Source organism: Kribbella sp. NBC_01245 (assembly GCF_036226525.1).
In the GTDB taxonomy this organism is placed as follows: Bacteria; Actinomycetota; Actinomycetes; order Propionibacteriales; family Kribbellaceae; genus Kribbella.
The window spans coordinates 5,298,416-5,316,625 of sequence record NZ_CP108487.1 but is presented as its reverse complement, the minus strand read 5'-3'; the positions used below and the strand labels follow the sequence as shown (position 1 = coordinate 5,316,625).

Sequence of the window (18,210 nt, the reverse complement as noted above, 5' to 3'; positions counted from 1 at the left end):
GCTGAGCTGAGAGGGCGGTTTGCGACGAATGAACGGAAAGACTTGAGGCTGAGCTAGTCGGTCAGGGTTTCGCGGGCTATGGCGAGGGCGCGGTTGGCGCGGGGGAGGCCGGCGTAGAGGGAAGTGTGGAGGAGGAGTTCGGCGATCTCGTCCGCGGTGAGGCCGTTGCGTTGGGCGGCGCGGACGTGCATGGCGAGCTCGTGGTCGGCGCCGAGGGTGACGAGGGCGGCGAGTGTGGCGATCGAGCGTTCGCGGCGGGAGAGACCGGGCCTGGACCAGACGTCGCCCCAGGCGTACCGGGTGATGAACTCCTGGAACGGCGCGCCGAAACCGGTTGTCCGGGCGCGATCGACGTGGGCGTCACCGAGTACGGCGCGGCGGGTTTCGTATCCCTTGGCGAGCGTGCCGCCTTCGCGGAAATGGTCCAGCAGGTACGACGCGACGAGTCCCGGCTGATCGATCGTCGGTATGTGGGCCGCGTCCGGGATCGCCTCCAACCGGGAACCGGAGATGCCGTCCGCGAGCGCCTCGGCGTGGGGTCGTGGCGTGGCCGGGTCGTTTTCGCCGTACAGGATGAGCGTGCGCGCGGCGATGCGTGGGAGTTCCGGGCGTAGGTCCGTCGCGGCGATGGCCTCGCAACAGTTGGCGTAGCTCTCGGGATCGACCGCCAGCAACATCTTCCGGAGCCGGTCGGACGCCGGACGCCGGGCCGAGACCGTCGCGGCCGAGCTTGGCATCGTCCAGACGTTGAGGACGGTGTCGGCGATTGCTTCGAGGCCGGCGGCGCGTACGACGGCGGCTCGGTCCAGCCATTTCGTTGCTGGGGGCAACCAGGCCGAGGTGCAGATCAACGCCAGCCGGGCTACGCGTGCGGGATGGTTGGCGGCGAGCCATTGGCCGATCATGCCGCCGAGGGAGATGCCGGCCAGGTGGGCGCGGGTGATGCCGAGTTCGTCCAGGATGGCGACGACCTGCTCGCCGAAGCTCTCGATGGTGAACGGACCGGCCGGCGCGGTGCCGTGGCCGGGCAGGTCGATGCGGATGACCCGGAACTGCTCGGCCAAGGGGCCTAGGCAGGGAGTCCAGATCTCCGTGGACGAGCCGATCGAGTTGAGTAGGACCAGCGGTTGCGCATCCCGCGGACCTTCTTCGGACCACGAGGTCATTGAGTTCTCCGGCTCAGGTAGCGGTCGACGGTTTCGACGGCGTGGCCGAGGTCGAAGCCGGGACCGAGGGCCCGAGCCATCCGTGCGGGATCGACGCGGAGGCCCTCAATCGACGTACGTAGGCGGTTTGCGGCGCCACCGGTTGCCCGGAGCAACGACACGAGGGCGGGCCATTCGGCGTGCCAAGGACCCGCGCCGCGTTGGAGTTCGGGTGATCCGGCAGCGAGGAGTGTGGCGACGAGCCCCGGGGCTTGGGCGGCGGAGGCGCGAGCCGTGATGGCGGCGATCGGGTTTTGCTTGTGCGGCATCGCGGACGAACCACCCGGCGCCTGTTCGCTCACCTCGGCGATCTCGGATTGGCTGAGCAGAACGATGTCGGTGGCAACCTTCGCGATCGCGGCGGCGGCCGAGCCGAGGGCGCCTGCGAGTTGGGTCACCGGCGTGCGGTCGGTGTGCCAGACGTAACCGGGATCGACCAGTCCCAGGTTCTCGGCGTACCGGGCGCGGACCTCGAACCCGTGCGGGTGCCAGCCGGCCATCGTCCCGGCCGCGCCTCCCACCTGCGCGGGCAGCTCCAAGCTCAACCCTTCGATGACCCGCACGAAGCTCATGCCCCAGATGGCGGCGAGGGCACCGAAGGTGGTCGGAATCGCCTGCTGTAGAAGGGTTCTGCCGATCATCGGCGTACTGCGGTGCGCATCAGCCAACGACGCGACGGCCGTCTCGATGGCCCGCAGATCGGTCACCACGAGAGCGAGCGCATCCCTGCTGATCAGCATCAACGCGGTGTCAAGGATGTCCTGACTCGTAGCGCCGAAATGCGCCTGCGGCACGGCCGATTGCAGCCGACGAGCCAGCGGGATCACCGGGTTGCCACCAGCAACAGCTTCGAGCCCGAGCTCCGCCGGGTCCATGGCGGCCAACTCGGCACAGGCCTTCGCAACCGCGGCCGCCTGGTGCGATTCGATCAGGCCAACGTGCGCGCACGCCTCGGCAAGGGCGGCCTCCGCGTCGCAGAGCGCCCGCAGCAAGGCCCGATCCGAGGTCGCGTCGGCAATCGCGGATTCGCCGAAGATCGGCCCGAACAGCGAGCTCATCCCAGCCTCCAAAAGGTCATACCTGGAAGAACGGCGTCTCGTGCGCGCCTTGCAAATGGATGTCGAACCGCAATCCATCAACACCCAGCGGTACGGCGGTGAGGGCGTCGCGATCCGCGGGGTCGAGCGTGCGGAAAACCGGATCCTTGAGGTTGGCCAATTCGCCCGGCAAATACACCCGCGTCACCAGATGCTTCATCAAACCGCGAGCGAAGACCGTCAGATTGAAATGCGGCGCCTCTACCTCGCCATCCTCGCCGGGAATAGGCAGAGCGCCAGGCAATAAGGTGCGGAACCAGTACCGCCCCTCCGAATCGGTCAACGACCGGCCGAGATTACGAAAGCCCGGATATTCCGAGGCGCCGCGCGGGTCGGCCGGATGGGGGAACCGCCCGGCCGGATCCGGCTGCCAGACCTCGACCATGCCATCGGGAATGGCGTTCCCGGCACCGTCGTACATCCGGCCCTCCAGGATCACCGCGCCCGGCGTGCCCTCGGCGACCATCGCGTGACCCTCCGGCCAGTCGAGTCCGATCGCGACGTACGGGCCGACTGTCTGCGATGGCGTGGTGCCCAGCCGGACTTCAGTCATCGTCCGGCTCGCTCTCGAACGGCGTCGCCTCTTTACCGCGCAGCACGATGTCGAATTTCACGCCGAGCGCCCATTCCGGCACGGTGGCGTCATGGTCGTACGACGCGACCATTCGCTGGCGGGCCTTAACGTCGGGGACCGAGTTGAAGATCGGGTCCTGGAAGAACAACGGGTCGTCGGCGAAGTACATCTGCGTCACCAGTCGCTGCGTGAACGCCTGCCCGAACAACGAGAAATGGATATGCGCCGGCCGCCAGGCATTGTCGTGATTTCGCCAGGGATAAGCGCCTGGGCGAATCGTGGTGAACTGGTAGTTGCCCTGGGCATCGGTCACGGTCCGGCCGACGCCGGCGAAATGCGGATCCAGCCGCGACGGCCACCGGTCGATCGCGTGCCGGTAACGCCCGCCCGCATTGGCCTGCCATACCTCCAGCAGCGTGTCGGGCACGGGCTTGCCACCGGAGTCGAGCACGCGGCCGTGGACGACGATCCGCTGGCCGATCGCCTCGCCGCCGTTCCACTGGGTCAGATCGTTGTCCCCCTCGGCCACCGCGTCGGCGCCAAGAAGCGGACCGGTGACCTCGGTCAGGCGTTGCGGCAGCAGGAGCAAGGGGCGCTTGGGGTGCCGGAGGGCGGAACTGCGATAGCCCGGCAAGTCGTACGGCGGATGGGTCCCCGGTGGATCCTGGCGGTACGGCGCCTGCGGGTCGGTCACGGTCATCTGCACGTCCTCCGTCGGTCTGGTTCGCTGCGATCCTCCGTTAAGCCACTGCGGGACGCACCGGTGGTTTCCGCTCACCGGAAGTCCGTGGGGGATACTCGTTTGGTCACAAGGGGCCGATGAACGGCGACACGCCGGGTCACGAGGGACCGATGAACGTCTGTGAGGAGGTGGGGGAGGTGGCGGTGACTGTTAGTGAGAGGTTGTTGTCGATTCTTCGGACGTTTAGTGAGCGGACGGCGTTGCAGACGTTGTCGGAGATCAGCCGGCGGGCGGGGTTGTCGCTGACCACTACTCATCGGCTCGTTGGCGAGTTGACCAAGGGCGGTGCGCTTGAGCGGGATGAGGATGGGCGGTACCGGATCGGCCTTTGGTTGTGGGAGATCGCGTCGCTTGCGCCTCGGGGGTTGGGGCTGCGGGAGAGCGCGATGCCGTTCCTCGAAGACGTGTACGAGGCGACGCGGCAGCACGCGCAGTTGGCGGTGCTGGACGGGCTTGAGGCGGTGTTCCTCGAGCGGATCTCGGGCCGAGGTGCGGTGCACGTCTTTACGCGGGTAGGCGGGCGGCTGCCGTTGCACGCGACTGGTGTCGGGTTGGCCCTGCTGGCGCATGCGGATCACGACGTTCAGGAAGCGGTCATCGCGGCGCCGTTGAAGCAGTACACCGAGCGGACTATCTCGTCAGGGAGCCAGCTGCGCCGGGTGTTGGCCGACGTACGACGTGATGGTTATGCGATCAGTGATCGGCAGATCGAGATGATCAGTCTGTCGGTCGCAGCACCGGTCTACGGCCCGGATGATCGGGTGGCGGCGGCTATCTCGGCCGTAGTCCCGTATGGCGAGCAGGACCCGATGACGTTGGTACCACTCGTCAGGGCCGCCGCCAGAGGCATTTCCCGGGCACTTGGCGCCCCGAATGCCTCCGGCCTTCCCACGTCCGTACGCCGAACCTCCGCGCCCTGGCAGCACTAGGCGGGACGAGTGACAGCCGAGGCGTGACTCGAGGCGGGGCGCTGGACCATCGTGACGGCGATCGCGGCCAACGTCCCCACCACCGCGAACGCGTAAAAACCCCACGGAAACGCGATCCCCGCAGACAACAACGCCCCGCCGAGGATCGGCCCGGTGATCGCCCCAAGACGCCCAACGCCCGCGGTCCACCCCAAACCAGTCGCACGACTCTCAGCGGGATAAACCCGGCCGACGTACGCATAAACCAAAACCTGGGCCGCGAAGACGAAAGCGCCCGAGAGCAGTACGGCGGCGTACAAGATCGGCCCGGGCAGACGAACGCTCAGCAGGGCCAGGAAGACAGCCCCACCAGCGAACCACGCGATCGTGACCGGGCGCAGTTCCGTGCGGTCGGCGATGCGGCCCGCGACGAGCAGACCGAGAATCGCGCCGACGTTCAGCGTGAGCAGCAGACTGAGCGCAGCGCCGAGGGGATAGCCCGCCTCGCGCATGATCTGCGGCAACCACGTGTTGAGGCCGTAGACCAGCAGCAGACCCATGAAAGACGTTACCCAGAAGGCGATACTGGCCCGCCGGAAGCCCGGACGGAGTAGCGACTTGACCGAGTCGACGCCTTGACGAGCGGAGCGTTCGCCGCGCTGGAACGAGGGCGACTCCGGCAGATAGCGGTACATCAACGGCACCAGCACCAACGCGGGCACGGCGCCGATCACGAACATCGCCCGCCAACCCAGCGACGGGATCACCAGGATCCCGAGCAAGGCCGTGAGTACGGCGCCGACGTGGTAGCCGGTCATGATCGTGGTAGTGGAGCTGCCGTTCTTGCCGTGTGGTGAGTATTCGGTGACCAACGTGATCGCGGTCGGCAGGCAGCCGCCGAGGCCGAGCCCCGCCAGGAAGCGCAGGAGGCCGAAAGCGCCCGCGGACGGCGCGAACGCGCAGAGCAAGGTGAAGAACGAGAAGAGGCTGACGGCCAGCAGCATGGCGCGCCGTCGGCCGATGACGTCGGTGACGGTACCGATCGCGAGGGCGCCGAAGGTCATGCCGACCAGGCCGGCGGTGGCGACCGCCGACGCGACGCCCGGGCCGTACCCCCAGACCTTGTCGGCCAGCAGCACCGGCGTGACCGTGCCGAGCACGACCAGGTCGAAACCGTCCAGCAGTACCGAGGTCCAGCACAAGGGCAGGACCCAACGCTTGTTCGTCGTACTCCCCGCGACACTCATCGCGACCTCCAGGGGTTGACGCCGGCAGTGTGTTGACGACCTTCCGGTAGCGGCCAGGATGACGGCTACCTGCCTTCCGTTGAGCGGAAGCTCTAGCCAGGCACAACGACCGAAGGCAGAATCGACACCCTGTCGAGAAACCGATACCCCGAGGACGGAACGCCCATGGTCGACTTCTCCCTCACCGACGAACAACGGGCCATCCGTGAGACCACGCGCGAGTTCGTCCGCCGCGAACTGATCCCGCTCGAGAACGACGTACTGCGGCGGGAGCGAGCGGGCGAGATCGGCGTCGCGCCCGACGTGATCCGCGACCTGCAGCAGAAGGCGAAATCCTTCGGTTTCTGGGGTCTGAGCACTCCCGAGGAGTACGGCGGGATGGGTTTGTCCGCAGTCGATCAGGCGCTGGTCTCGGCCGAGCTCGGGCGATCCCTGCTGGGGTTCTCGTTCGGCGGTGAGGCCGACAACATCCTCTACGAGTGCAACGACGAGCAGGCCAAGGAATACCTCCTGCCGACGATCTCCGGTGAGCGCAAGTCTTGTTTCGCGATCACCGAGCCAGGCGCCGGCTCCGACACCCGTTCGATCCGGACAACGGCCAAGCGCGACGGCGACGACTGGGTGATCCGCGGCGAGAAGACCTTCATCACCGGTGGTCACCAGGCCGATTTCGCCATCGTCATCGCGGTCACGGACGCGGAGCTCGGGTCCAAGGGCGGCTTCACCGCGTTCCTGGTCGATCGCGAGCTCGGCTGGACGTCCGACCCGATCATCACGATGGGCCCGGCCTCGCCCGCCACGCTGAACTTCGACGACGTACGGGTGCCGGCCGACCGGGTGCTCGGCGAGATCGGCCAGGGCTACGAACTGGCGATGCGCTGGATCATGAAGGGCCGCTACATCATTCCCGCGCGAGCCATTGGTACTTGTGAACGCCTGCTGCAGATGGCGATCGACCACGCCAACACGCGCGAGACGTTCGGCAAGCCGATCGGTGACAACCAGGCGATCCAGTGGATGATCGCCGACTCCGAGGTCGAACTCGAGGCCGCGCGCTGGCTGGTGCTGTACGCCGCGTGGGTGGTCGACCAGGGGCGGCATCCGCAGCACGATTCGGCGATCGCGAAGCTGTACGGCACGAATACGGCGAACCGGATCGCGGACCGGGTGCTCCAGATCCACGGCGGCATGGGGTACACGAAGGAGCTGCCGGTCGAGCGCTGGTTCCGCGAGGTGCGGCTGTGGCGCATCTTCGAGGGTACGGACGAGATGCAGCGGCTGATCGTCTCCCGCGACCTGCTCCGCGGCCACCGCAAAATCGGCCAGCACTTCCACTAGCCCCTGCCGCTGCTTTCTTGTTCACGAGTGGTCGCATCTTGCCCCCGAACCGCCGACAGTCAGCTGACCGTTTGTGGGCAAGGGGCAAGATGCGACCACTCGTGAACAAGAAAAAGGGGGCGGCGGTGTGCCGCTCGACACAGTGGTCAGGGTTTGCCTGGGCTGGCACAGTGAGCCCATGAAGGGTCTGATGCAGGACTTCCCGCTCACGCTCGAGTCGATCTTCCGCCGGGCGGAGCAGCTCTATCCGGACAAGACGATTGTGACCGGCGGGCCGGCCCCGCAGCGAGTGACGTACGGCGAATGGGCCGCGCGGACCAGACGCCTCGGCGGAGTGCTCGACACCCTCGGTATCAGCGCGGACGGCCGCGTCGGCACCTTCGCGTGGAATTCCTCGCGCCACCTGGAGCTCTACTTCGCCGCGCCTTGCACCGGCCGGGTGCTGCACACGCTGAACATCCGGCTCTTCCCGGACCAGGTCGTCTACATCGCGAATCACGCCGAGGACGAGGTCATCTTCGTCGATCGCTCGCTGCTCGGGTTGTTCCTGCCATTGCTCGAGCGCTTCGAGACGGTCCGGCACGTCGTCGTGATGGACGACCTGCCCGCTGGCGCACCAAGCGCAGAGATCCCCGACGACCCGCGATTCCACGATTATGAGGAACTGCTCGCGGCCGCGGAGCCGGTCGAGTTCCACGTCGACGACGAGAACCAGGCCGCCGCCATGTGCTACACCAGCGGTACGACCGGCAATCCCAAGGGCGTCGTCTACTCCCACCGATCGACGTGGCTGCACTCCATCGCCGTACTGACGAACACCGCGATCGGCCTCACCGAGACGGACACGGTGATGCCTGTCGTGCCCATGTTCCACGCGAACGCCTGGGGTCTCGCGCACGCGGCTCCGATGGCCGGGGCCAACCTGGTGTTCCCCGGGCCGGACATGAGCCCGCAGGGAATCCTCAAGCTCTTGCAGGAGGAGGAAGTCACTCTGACGGCCGGAGTGCCGACTATTTGGCAAGGACTGTTGCCCCTTCTGGACGGCGTTGACCTGCCGCATCTGCGCCGTATCCCGTGTGGTGGTTCAGCCGTGCCGCAGGCGTTGTCGGAGGCCTTCCGCGAGAAGCTCGGCAAGCCCATTCTGCAGGCCTGGGGGATGACCGAGACGAGTCCGGTGGCGACGGCCGCGCATGTGCCCGCGCGGTACGCCGATCTGCCCGAGGACGAGCAGGCCGGGCTGCGTGCGCGGCAGGGTTTGCCCTTGCCTGGTGTGGAAATCCGCATTGTCGAGCCCGGTACGACGGACCCCCTGCCCTGGGATGACGAGGCGACCGGCGAGTTGCAGGTCCGCGGTCCTTGGATCGCCGCCGAGTACTACCGCCCGGACGAAGGCGTCGTGCTCAACACCGAGGACGGCTGGATGAAGACCGGCGACGTCGCGGCCGTTGATCGCTTCGGATCGGTCCGGCTCGTCGACCGGACGAAGGACCTGGTCAAGTCCGGCGGCGAATGGATCAGCTCGGTCGAACTCGAGAACCTGCTGATGGCCCATCCCAAGATCAAGGAGGCGGCCGTCGTCGGCGTCCCGCACCCCAAGTGGGATGAGCGCCCGCTGGCCTGCGTGGTGTTGCAGGAAGGCGAATCCGCAACTGGTGAAGAGATTCTGGCCTACCTGGAGCCGTTGGTGGCCAAGTGGTGGCTCCCGGATGCGGTCGAGTTCATCGACGAGGTGCCGAAGACGAGTGTCGGCAAGTTCTCGAAGAAGGACCTGCGGTCACGGTTCGCCGACTACCACCTCGAGAGCTAGGAGTAGAGCGTTCGCAGCCAGACGATCGCGAGGGTGTCGACCACCTCGCGATCGGCGGCCGCGGACTTGCGCGTCCGGGAGTGGTGGAAGCAGACCTCGTCGTTCATCGCGATGAGGACGTTCGCGAGCGCCTTCGCCGGTGGGCCGTCGAGCGCGATCCCGGCCGCCCGCTCGGCCTCGATCCGGGCCTCGACCGCGGTGAGCAGGCGCCGGCCAGTCGCGGCCCAGAAGCTCCGGATCTCCGGGTCGATGTCCTGCGCCCGCACCGCTCCTCGCAGCACGGGTCCGTGGCGCCGCCAGACGGCCACCGTCGCGGCGAGCGCACGTCGTACCTGCTCGCGGGGTTGATCGCGGATCGGCTCGTCCAGCCAGATGGCGGCCGCCTCGAACAGCTCAGCGACGACGCGCTCGGCCAGATGACGCAGTACGGCCGCGCGTGATTCAAAGTGAAAGTAGAACGCCGAGCGGGAGATCCCGGCGCCCGCGGTCAGGCCGTCGATGGTGATCTCGGTGATGTCGTGGTCGGCGAGCAGGCGCTCGGCGCTGTCGAGGATGGCCTGTGAGGTCAGGTCACCCTTGCTCGGCTTACGCCGTCCGACCCCCGAGGCCGCTGCGGTGGACATGGCGCCGATTCTGCTCGACGCCCTGCCATCGATCAACGAGTAGGGTTCGGTCCCATGCGAGGCATCATCCTGGCCGGTGGGTCCGGCACCCGATTGCATCCGCTCACTCTGGCCGCGAGCAAGCAGTTGCTGCCGGTCTACGACAAGCCGATGATCTACTACCCGCTCTCCACGCTGATGCTGGCCAATATCCGCGAGGTGCTGATCATCACCACCCCGGAGGACTCGACCCAGTTCCAGCGGCTGCTGGGCGACGGTTCGCAGTTCGGGATGGCGATCTCGTATGCGGTGCAGGCCAAGCCGGAGGGTCTCGCGCAGGCGTTCCTGATCGGCGCGGACTTCATCGGCGACGAACCGGTGGCGCTCGCGCTCGGCGACAACATCTTCTACGGGCCGGGTCTCGGTCTGCACCTGCAGCGGTTCAACGAGGTCGACGGCGGTGTCGTGTTCGCCTATCGCGTCGCGGACCCCACGGCGTACGGCGTGGTCGAGTTCGACGCGAACGGGCAGGCGCTCAGCATCGAGGAGAAGCCGGCCGTCCCGCGCAGCAACTACGCCGTGCCCGGGCTGTACTTCTACTCCAGCGACGTGGTCGACGTGGCCAAGGCGATCCAGCCGTCGGCTCGCGGCGAGCTGGAGATCACGAGCATCAACGAGTTCTACCTGGACGCCAAGCGGCTGCAGGTCGAGGTGCTGCCGCGGGGTACGGCGTGGCTCGACACCGGCACGTTCGACTCCCTGATGTCCGCGGGCGAGTTCGTCCGGGCCGTCGAGGAGCGGCAGGGTCTGAAGATCGGCTGCCCCGAGGAGATCGCGTGGCGCCGGGGGTTCATCGGGGACGAGGGCCTGCGGGCGCGAGCCGAGAGCTTCGCCAAATCGGGGTACGGCGACTACCTGCTCGGCCTGTTGGAGGAAGACCGTGGTTGAGCGACTCGAACGGGCTGCCAAGGCGTATGAGCGGACCGTCTTCGGTGCTGACGCCTCGGGGCTGCCGGCGGCCGCGCAGGAGCTGACCGCGCTTGAGGCCGACCTGGCGCTCGCGCAGGGGCAGAACTTGCACGCCGTCTATCTCGACCAGCGCCGGCTTGATCTGGCCGTTGAGAACCCTCGTGAGCTGCAGCTTTTCGAGCGCGCCGCCGAGTTGTACCGCTCGCTGGACGATGGCCGCGGCGAGGGCGAGGCGACGTTCTGGATCGGCTGTTTCCAGCAGGTCGTGCGGGATGACCATGAGACAGCGGTCCCACTGTTCGAGCGTTCGCTGGAGCTGGCGACCGAGGCGGGTGACGCTCTGACAAGGTCGTACGCGCTGCGTCACCTCGGCTTCGTCGCGCACGCGTCCGGCCGGCTGGACGAGGCTCGGGGGATGCTGGAGGAGTCGACCGCGTTGCGGCGGGAGCTCGGTTTCACGGCGGGCGTCGCGGCGAATCTGATCGGTCTGGCCTATATCGCGTTCGCCCAGGAGCGCGGGCAGGACTGTGCCGCGCTGCTGGACGAGGCGGACGAGCTGGCCGCGGAGGTCGGCGCGAAGGCCGTCCGGGACATGGTCGAAGAGGCCCGGCTGGAGATGTAGGGCCGCGAATTGTCGGCGCGGCCCGCTAGGGTGGCCGACGTGGAAGCGCCTCTCGCACTGTATCGCCGGTATCGCCCGGAGACGTTCGCCGAGGTCATCGGCCAGGACCACGTCACGGACCCGCTGCGGAACGCGCTGACCAACAACCGGGTCAACCACGCGTATCTGTTCTCGGGCCCGCGCGGCTGTGGCAAGACGACCAGCGCGCGCATCCTCGCGCGCGCCATCAACTGCGAGCAGGGCCCGATCGCCGAGCCGTGCGGCCAGTGCCAGTCGTGCCGCGATCTGGCCCGTGGTGGGCCCGGCAGCATCGACGTGATCGAGATCGACGCCGCCTCGCATGGTGGTGTCGACGATGCCCGTGACCTGCGCGAACGTGCTTTTTTCGCGCCGGTGCAGAGCCGCTACAAGATCTACATCATCGACGAGGCCCACATGGTCACGACGCAGGGTTTCAACGCCCTGCTGAAGCTGGTCGAAGAGCCGCCGCCGCATCTGAAGTTCATCTTCGCGACCACCGAGCCGGACAAGGTCATCGGCACGATCCGGTCGCGCACGCATCACTACCCCTTCCGCCTGGTCCCGCCGAAGGTGCTCGGGGACTACATGGCGAAGTTGTGCAGCCAGGAGAAGGTCGCGATCGAGCCCGCCGCGTTGCCGCTGGTGGTTCGCGCCGGCGCCGGGTCCGTGCGTGACTCGTTGAGCGTGCTCGACCAGCTGATCGGTGGCGCCGGGCCGGAGGGCGTGACGTATCAGCTCGCGGTCAACCTGCTCGGATTCACGCCCGACTCGCTGCTGGACGCGTGCGTGGACGGGTTCGCGGCTCATGACAGTGCGGCTGTGTTCGAGGTGATCGACAAGGTCATCGAGACTGGTCAGGATCCGAAGCGGTTTGCCGAGGATCTGCTGCGGCGGCTGCGGGATCTCGTCATCTTGTCGGCGGTGCCGACGGCTGTGGCCTCGGGGCTGATCGATGTGGCGGAGGATCAGGGCGAGCGGTTGCAGACTCAGGCTGCTGGTATTGGGGCGGCTGAGTTGACGCGGGCGGCGGATATTGTCGCGGCCGGGTTGCTTGAGATGCGCGGTGCTACTGCGCCTCGGTTGCAGCTTGAGTTGATCTGCGCGAAGGTCCTGCTGCCCGGGGCTGACGACTCCACTAACGGGATCCAGGCCCGCCTCGACCGGATCGAGCGCCGCATCTCCCTTGGTCTCCCGGTCGAGCCTTCCGCGTCGGGTGGCGCTGCCGCTGTTGCGGACGACTCCATGGACCAGGTGTCCGCCCGTGCCGCAGCCCGCTCCGCCGCGCGCGGCGGCTCAGCCGGTACGTCACCCCCGGCCGCTTCCGCTTCAGCCGGTACGTCGTACTTGGGTGATGCCGCTCCTGGTGATGCGTCAGCCCCGCGTGATGCCGCTGCTTCGGGTGGTGCGGCGGCCGGTGGTTCCGTGCCTCCGGCGGCTTCCGCTCCGGGTGCTGGTGGTTCTGGCGCTTGGCCCGAGGAGTCCCTGGCGGCGCCCGCGGCCCAGTCGGCGCCGGCCGAGTCAGCTCCCGCGGCTCAACCAGCTCAGGCTCAGCCGGCTGCGGCGCAACAGTCTCAGCCAGCTCAGGCTCAGCCGGCTGCGGCGCAACAGTCTCAGCCAGCTCAGGCCCAGCCGGCGGGTGCGGGGTCCAGCGCGACGGGTACGGGCCTCGGGCTCGCCGACGTGCGGCGGGTCTGGCCGGACATCTTGCAGCGCGTGAAAGAGCGCAAGAAGGTCAGCTGGATGATCATCAGCCAGAACGCTCAGGTCATCGCGATCGACGACAAGACCTTGACGATCGGCCTGACCCACGCGGGCGTCCGCGAGAACTTCCTGCGCTCCGGCCATGACGAAATCCTCCGCGAAGCGGTCCGCGACACGATCATGCTGGACCGCCGAATCGAAGCGGTCATCGATCCCTCCACCGACCCCAGCAGTGGTGCGTCCAGCTCAGGGGGCAGCGGCAGATCAGGCGGCGCGAGCCAGTCCCCGAGCAGCGCGCCATCCACGGGCAACGCTCCCGCTGGCGGCCCGGCCGGCGGCTCTTCCGGCTCCTCCGGCGACTCGACGCCGTCGGGTGGCCCGAGCAACCAAGGCACAGCGAACAACCAAGGCACAGCGAACAACCCAGGCGCGACGGACAGCGCAGCGAACAGCGCGGGCTCGGCAACGAGCACGAGCGCTGCAGCCCCGAGCGCACTTGGCGGTACATCGACCGGTGCGGATTCGGCCAGCCCAGCGGCCTCCCTTGGCAGCCCAGGCTCGCCCGCGGCCGCAAGCTCCAGCCACTCGAGCGCAGGTGCCGAGTCCGGCCCGGCGGCCTCGGCCCATTCCGGCGGATCGGCCAACTCCACCGGCTCCGCCAATCCCGGCGGCTCCGCCAACCCCGGCGGATCGGTCAGCTCGGGCGGATCGGCCAACCCCGGCGGCCCCGGCAACCCTGGCGGATTGGCAGGCTCTGGGGCTTCGGCTCAGGCCGGTGCGTCGATTCCGGTGCGGACTACGGGTGCTTGGGATGATGAACCCCCGCCTCCGTATGACGAGCCGGAGCCGGAGGACCTAGGCGCCTACGGATTCGCCGACCAAGGCGCCGGATCAGCCCGCCCGAACGCGACAAGCGCACAACCCGAAACCTCGGGCGGCGGCGTAGGCACCTTGACCGTCCCAACTCCCGCCGGAATGGGCGAGGCAGGCCAAGCCGGCGCGTCGACCACGCACGACGTACAGCAGGGCCAGTCCGCCGCACAACCCGCGGCTGCCAACCAGGCGGAGGCCAAGCAGGCCGAGGGCGCGGTCAATCCCCGTCGGGCGGCCGAAGCGGCCTACGCGGCCGAGCAGGCCAAGCGCGCGAAGGCCGCCCCGGTTGTCGTCGAGAAGTCCCTCAGCCCAGAGGAAGAAGCGGACGTAGTCGGCGAGGACGACCCAGTCCTGGAAGAGGACTCCCGCTCCACCACCGACCTCCTCCGCGAAGCCCTAGGCGCCCAGATCATCGACGAACAGCCGAACTGACCCGCTGCGGCTCTGCCGTCGTCCCTCCACCTCCCGGCCCGGCCAGGCGGCCGGTGAGGATTAGCCACGTGGTGATGGCGGCCATGGGGATGAGCATGATCAGGGTGACGACGATGGCGTCGAGCGCGCCACCTTCTCCGGCTGTTAGCAGGGTGGCGGTCAACAGCGAGAGGACGAGGTTGTTGCCGGCATGAGCGAGGCTGACGGTCCAGATCGTTCCACTGCGCATTCGCAGCCAGCTCAGCATTACCTCTTGCAGCATGAATGACGCGGTCCAGACGGCCAAACCCGCCACTGCGTTGGAGAATTCGGCATACCCGAGAAAAGCCAATGGGTAATGCCAAACGGCCCAGATAAGCCCGGTGCCCAAGGTGGCCAAATACGGCCGCCCGGGAAATAGCCGTAAACGCAAATAGCTCGTCCAGCCGAATTCCTCGCCGAAATAGATCGGCGTGAGTACGAGCGCGGCCACCATCCACCCGGCCACGCCCATCCACCACGGCATACCGCCGTACTCCAGGTTCGACAGATCGGGCGTCCACAACCCGAACCCGGCCGCGAGTAGGAAGGTCGCGACCGTGATGGCGAGTGGACCGAGGAAGGCGGCGACGTACTGCGGCCAGGCCGAACGGAGCCGAAGCGCCAGCCCGGCGTCACCGAAGCCCTCGCGCGTGACCCAGCGGCGTACGACGAAGGCGGCGATGGCTGGGGCGAAGGCGATGGGCAATTGGTTCAGCGGGTTGACCAGAGACAACCCGAGGCCGAGTCGGGCTATGAACAACCAGGGCCAGGTAAGGCCGAAGGCGAGTAAGAGGAACACGATGATGCCGGTGCGGTGGGAGACCCGGGACAAGGGAATGCCTTTCGGACGGGAATGCGACACCACCACGGTTCCGGCAGCGGGCCGCCGGCACATCGCACGCGGGAGCGACCCCGATCGGGCGAGACGGGTCTCCCCCTGATGAGGGAGGGCATGAGCCGGGCGACTCGGCAGACTGACGGCATGGGCAAATACGCAAAGGGCTGGCTGCATCTGCTGATCGGGTCGGCCGTGGCGGCGTTACCGCTGCTGTTCGCGTTGGTCGTCGTCTGGGCATTCGAGGTTCCGCGGGCGGCGGCGCAGCTCGTCGCCCTGCTCGCCGTTGCGGCTCTGCTGACGGCGTCGTTCGGGCTGCCGGTCCGGGCGCGGCCGGCCTGCGTCGCCGGCGTGAACGCCCTGCTCGGACTTCGCCTACCTCCACCGCTTCAGAAGTCGCGACCGCGGACAGCCCTCTGGGTGCTGCTGCACGGAGTGATCGGTTCCGTGGCGGTCGGTGCCGCGGCCTTCCTCGGGATGATCGCCGCGTTCGCGTTCTTGATGTTCCTGACGCATTCAGATGACCGGATCGTGTTTCTGTGGATCGCGACCGACAACGACTTGATCACCTTGCTGCTGGCCGGTGCGGCGGCCGCGCTGGCGGTGCTGACCGGATTCGCGGCACCCGCCCTGCTCCGGGCCGCGGCGCCGAGCCTGCTCGGGCATCAGCCGGCCGAACGCATTGCGGCGTTGCAGCAACGAACCGAAGTCCTTGCCCATCGCAACCATCTTGCGCAGGAGTTGCACGACTCGATCGGGCATACCCTGACCACCTCGACGATCCAGGCCGCGGTCGCCGCCAAGCTGATGGAGTCCGATCCCGCGACCGCCCGGCAGGCTCTCGCCGGTATCGAGGACTCGTCCCGGCTGGCGCTGGAGGAGCTCGACCACGTCATCGAGTTGTTGCGCGAAGAGCCCGCGCCGCGAGCACCCCAACGCGGCCTCGCCGACGTTCCCGCACTGGTGGAACACGTACGCCGGACCGGCCGTCCCATCGAGGCCGCGCTGCCGCCGGACCTGGCCGCCGTACCGCCCGCGATCTCGCGCGAGGCCTATCGCATCGTCCAAGAAGCCCTCACCAACGCCCTCCGCCACGGCACCGACGGCGAGATCCGATTGGCCATCGTGGTCGAGGCGAACCGGCTGATCCTGGACATCAGCAATCCCGTCGACCAGCAACAGGTACGACGCACCGGGCGCGGGACCACCGGCATCGAGGATCGCGCGCGCCTACTCGGCGGCGAGGCCTCGGCCGGTGCGAACGGCGCGCGGTGGGAAGTCGTCGTACAGCTGCCGACGCTAAGGGCGGATTCGGACCGATGAACGCAAAAGAAGGCGTCGGCGGATGAGTGAGCGCGTCGCGGTTCTACTCGCCGATGATGACGAGCTGACCCGGACCGGGCTGCGGGCGTTGCTCTCCGACGAGCCGGACATCGACGTGGTTGGCGAGGCCGCCGACGGTGCCGAGGTGCTCGGGTTGGTGCGGGAGCTGCGACCCGACGTCGTTCTGATGGATGTGCGGATGCCGTTGCTCGACGGGATCGCCGCGACCCGGTTGCTGCGCAGCGCACTGGCTGATCCGCCGAAGGTCGTCGTGATCACCACCTTCGGCCACGACGAATACGTGTACGAGGCGCTGCGGGCCGGCGCCGCCGGGTTCCTGCTGAAGAGGTCGAAGGCGGCCCAGATCGCGCATGCCCTTCGCCTCGTCGCAGCGGGAGACACCGTGCTGTTCCCGGCGGCGGTCCGCACGATGGCCGCACGCCGGCCGCCTTTGCCGCAGGGGCCGGGCGCCGTCGAGTTGACCGAGCGCGAGGCCGACGTACTGCGCCTGATGGCGGCGGGGTTGTCGAACGCGGAGATCGCCGAACGGGCGTACGTCACGATCGAGACCGTGAAGACCCACGTCGGCAACGTGCTGGCGAAACTGGGCGCGGCCAACCGGACCCACGCCGTGGTGATCGCCTATGAGTCCGGGTTCGTCAATCCGGGCGAGGGATAGCTCGCGGCGAGGGCGGTGAGCTCGACCGCGAGGGGATCGGTCAGGGCGCCGCGCTCGGACAGGACCTGATGCATCACGTGCGCGCAGGTGGCGGCGTGGGCCTCGGCGAAGTCCTGCTCGGGCCAGTCGAGCAGCTCCTGCCAGGGCGACTCGATCCAGATGTCGAGCTCGGGCACGCCGTCGATGGAGATCGAGTTCTCGTGGCTCCAGTGCCAGCGATTGCCGAGTTGCAGGATCAGGCTGATCGACGTCACCCCCGCCGGCAGGCCGACGCGCTTGACCAGATCGTTCAGCCGGTCGGCCGCGGCGCCTTCGTAGAACTCGGGCCGTTCCTGGTCCCGCATCAGCGGTACGACGTTGCCACCCCAGCTGATCCGCACCGGCTCGAGCGGCTCCAGCAAATCCTCCGGCACGACCGAGTCCACAGGTTCGTCTGCTGACCGTTTCGACCCGGTCAAGCCCTGGAACAGACCTCTGATGGCCTTGCCCGTGGCCTGCAAAACCGACTCGGCCACCGTGCCGACCGGCTCCTTCTCAGCAGCCTGCTCCTTCTCAGCAGCCTGCTCCTTCTCAGCAACCGGTGCCTTCTCAGCAGCCGGCTCCTTTTCAGCAGTGGGCTCCTCAGGATCCGCCGAAGGCCAGTGGGCCTGGTTCGAACCGGTCTCGTAGCTGATCGGCGTCTCGTGCAGCCAGGGCAGATCGGTCGACGCCTCCCAGGCATGGCGCGCGGCGAAGAGCAGCGGCCTGCCGACCTCGACCTCGACTGCGTTCAGCAACGAGGGCTCGGCCACGATCGCGCCGTACCGGTTGCGCCCCAGCGCCACCACCGCGCACCGGAAGCACAGGAAACCGTCGTCACCGAGATCGGCCACGACGGGTTGCTGGTAGTGCTCGAAGGTGTCCAGCCCGGTCAATGCCTCGGCCAGCCGGTCAGCGAACCCGATGATGCCGTCAGGTGGCAGATCGGCGAGGAACTGTTCGAGCTGGGTGACCCGATCGGCGGTGGCCACACCGCCGAGCGTCGCGATCAGCGCCCAGAACTCTTCCTCGTCCACTGCTCTCCTCTACCCAACTAGTACCTGCGAACGCGCTGCCCCACTGCTGCGAAAAGACGCCGTCAGACCGACCTCCCAGCGGCCGGAGGCGCGCATCGTGGGGGACATCCTGCCGGTAAGTCCCCCGCCCGGGGGTATCGGGCCCACCCACCGGATAGG

16 protein-coding genes are annotated in these 18,210 nt (G+C 67.9%); 8 read left to right on the top strand and 8 right to left on the bottom strand.

Going from position 1 to position 18,210, the window contains the following annotated elements:
* Positions 1 to 53: 53 nt before the first annotated feature.
* Genes pcaDC through pcaH form a run of 4 tightly spaced genes read right to left on the bottom strand, consistent with a single transcriptional unit; the run spans position 54 to position 3,576 of the window.
* A complete protein-coding gene (pcaDC, locus tag OG394_RS23950) occupies positions 54 to 1,166 on the bottom strand; it encodes a bifunctional 3-oxoadipate enol-lactonase/4-carboxymuconolactone decarboxylase PcaDC (RefSeq protein WP_328989289.1) in 1,113 nt (370 codons plus the stop codon).
* Entirely contained in the window at positions 1,163 to 2,263 is a 1,101-nt protein-coding gene (locus OG394_RS23945) for a lyase family protein (protein WP_328989288.1), read from the bottom strand. Before OG394_RS23945 ends, pcaDC begins: the two co-directional genes overlap by 4 nt.
* 16 nt (positions 2,264 to 2,279) lie before the next feature.
* Entirely contained in the window at positions 2,280 to 2,855 is a 576-nt protein-coding gene (gene pcaG / locus OG394_RS23940) for a protocatechuate 3,4-dioxygenase subunit alpha (RefSeq protein WP_328989287.1), read from the bottom strand.
* A complete protein-coding gene (pcaH, locus tag OG394_RS23935) occupies positions 2,848 to 3,576 on the bottom strand; it encodes a protocatechuate 3,4-dioxygenase subunit beta (protein ID WP_328989286.1) in 729 nt (242 codons plus the stop codon). Before pcaH ends, pcaG begins: the two co-directional genes overlap by 8 nt.
* A 185-nt stretch (positions 3,577 to 3,761) precedes the next feature.
* Between pcaH and OG394_RS23930 the strand changes: the two genes are divergently transcribed.
* A complete protein-coding gene (locus tag OG394_RS23930) occupies positions 3,762 to 4,547 on the top strand; it encodes an IclR family transcriptional regulator (RefSeq protein WP_328989285.1) in 786 nt (261 codons plus the stop codon).
* Here OG394_RS23930 and OG394_RS23925 read toward each other — a convergent pair.
* Positions 4,544 to 5,773: an MFS transporter gene (locus OG394_RS23925; protein WP_328989284.1), complete on the bottom strand. Its 1,230-nt coding sequence runs from the start codon at positions 5,771 to 5,773 to the stop codon at positions 4,544 to 4,546. The two genes, OG394_RS23930 and OG394_RS23925, sit on opposite strands and share 4 nt — an antisense overlap.
* Positions 5,774 to 5,938: 165 nt before the next feature.
* On the opposite strand from OG394_RS23925, the gene OG394_RS23920 reads away from it, so the two are divergent.
* Both OG394_RS23920 and OG394_RS23915 read left to right on the top strand, forming a co-directional pair.
* The gene (locus OG394_RS23920) at positions 5,939 to 7,111 is read left to right on the top strand and encodes an acyl-CoA dehydrogenase family protein (protein WP_328989283.1); all 1,173 of its coding nucleotides are present in this window, start codon (positions 5,939 to 5,941) and stop codon (positions 7,109 to 7,111) included.
* A 178-nt stretch (positions 7,112 to 7,289) separates the two neighbouring features.
* Complete coding sequence (locus tag OG394_RS23915) at positions 7,290 to 8,918, top strand: long-chain fatty acid--CoA ligase (protein WP_328989282.1); 1,629 nt, start codon at positions 7,290 to 7,292, stop codon at positions 8,916 to 8,918.
* On the opposite strand, the gene OG394_RS23910 is transcribed toward OG394_RS23915, so the two are convergent.
* A complete protein-coding gene (locus tag OG394_RS23910; protein WP_328989281.1) occupies positions 8,915 to 9,541 on the bottom strand; it encodes a TetR/AcrR family transcriptional regulator in 627 nt (208 codons plus the stop codon). The two genes, OG394_RS23915 and OG394_RS23910, sit on opposite strands and share 4 nt — an antisense overlap.
* A gap of 54 nt (positions 9,542 to 9,595) precedes the next feature.
* On the opposite strand from OG394_RS23910, the gene rfbA reads away from it, so the two are divergent.
* The 3 genes from rfbA to OG394_RS23895 are packed head-to-tail and all read left to right on the top strand — an operon-like array spanning position 9,596 to position 14,138.
* Positions 9,596 to 10,468 (top strand): glucose-1-phosphate thymidylyltransferase RfbA, encoded by an 873-nt coding sequence (rfbA, locus tag OG394_RS23905; RefSeq protein ID WP_328989280.1) that lies wholly within the window; start codon positions 9,596 to 9,598, stop codon positions 10,466 to 10,468.
* Positions 10,461 to 11,111, top strand: coding sequence for a tetratricopeptide repeat protein (locus OG394_RS23900; protein ID WP_328989279.1), 651 nt, complete (start codon positions 10,461 to 10,463; stop codon positions 11,109 to 11,111). The genes rfbA and OG394_RS23900 overlap by 8 nt, the downstream gene beginning before the upstream one ends.
* Before the next feature lie 39 nt (positions 11,112 to 11,150).
* A complete protein-coding gene (locus tag OG394_RS23895) occupies positions 11,151 to 14,138 on the top strand; it encodes a DNA polymerase III subunit gamma and tau (protein WP_328989278.1) in 2,988 nt (995 codons plus the stop codon).
* Here the strand turns inward: OG394_RS23895 and OG394_RS23890 are convergent.
* The gene (locus tag OG394_RS23890) at positions 14,116 to 14,991 is read right to left on the bottom strand and encodes a CPBP family intramembrane glutamic endopeptidase (protein ID WP_328989277.1); all 876 of its coding nucleotides are present in this window, start codon (positions 14,989 to 14,991) and stop codon (positions 14,116 to 14,118) included. The genes OG394_RS23895 and OG394_RS23890 overlap by 23 nt on opposite strands.
* Positions 14,992 to 15,141: 150 nt before the next feature.
* Here OG394_RS23890 and OG394_RS23885 point away from each other — a divergent pair, with 150 nt between their 5' ends.
* Positions 15,142 to 16,317, top strand: a complete 1,176-nt coding sequence (locus tag OG394_RS23885) for a sensor histidine kinase (protein ID WP_328989276.1) — start codon at positions 15,142 to 15,144, stop codon at positions 16,315 to 16,317.
* 22 nt (positions 16,318 to 16,339) lie between these two features.
* Positions 16,340 to 16,996 carry a response regulator transcription factor gene (locus OG394_RS23880; protein ID WP_328989275.1) on the top strand — a complete coding sequence of 219 codons (657 nt, stop codon included), beginning with the start codon at positions 16,340 to 16,342 and terminating at the stop codon, positions 16,994 to 16,996.
* Here OG394_RS23880 and OG394_RS23875 read toward each other — a convergent pair.
* Positions 16,960 to 18,051 (bottom strand): DUF4240 domain-containing protein, encoded by a 1,092-nt coding sequence (locus tag OG394_RS23875; protein ID WP_328989274.1) that lies wholly within the window; start codon positions 18,049 to 18,051, stop codon positions 16,960 to 16,962. The genes OG394_RS23880 and OG394_RS23875 overlap by 37 nt on opposite strands.
* Positions 18,052 to 18,210 lie beyond the last annotated feature (159 nt).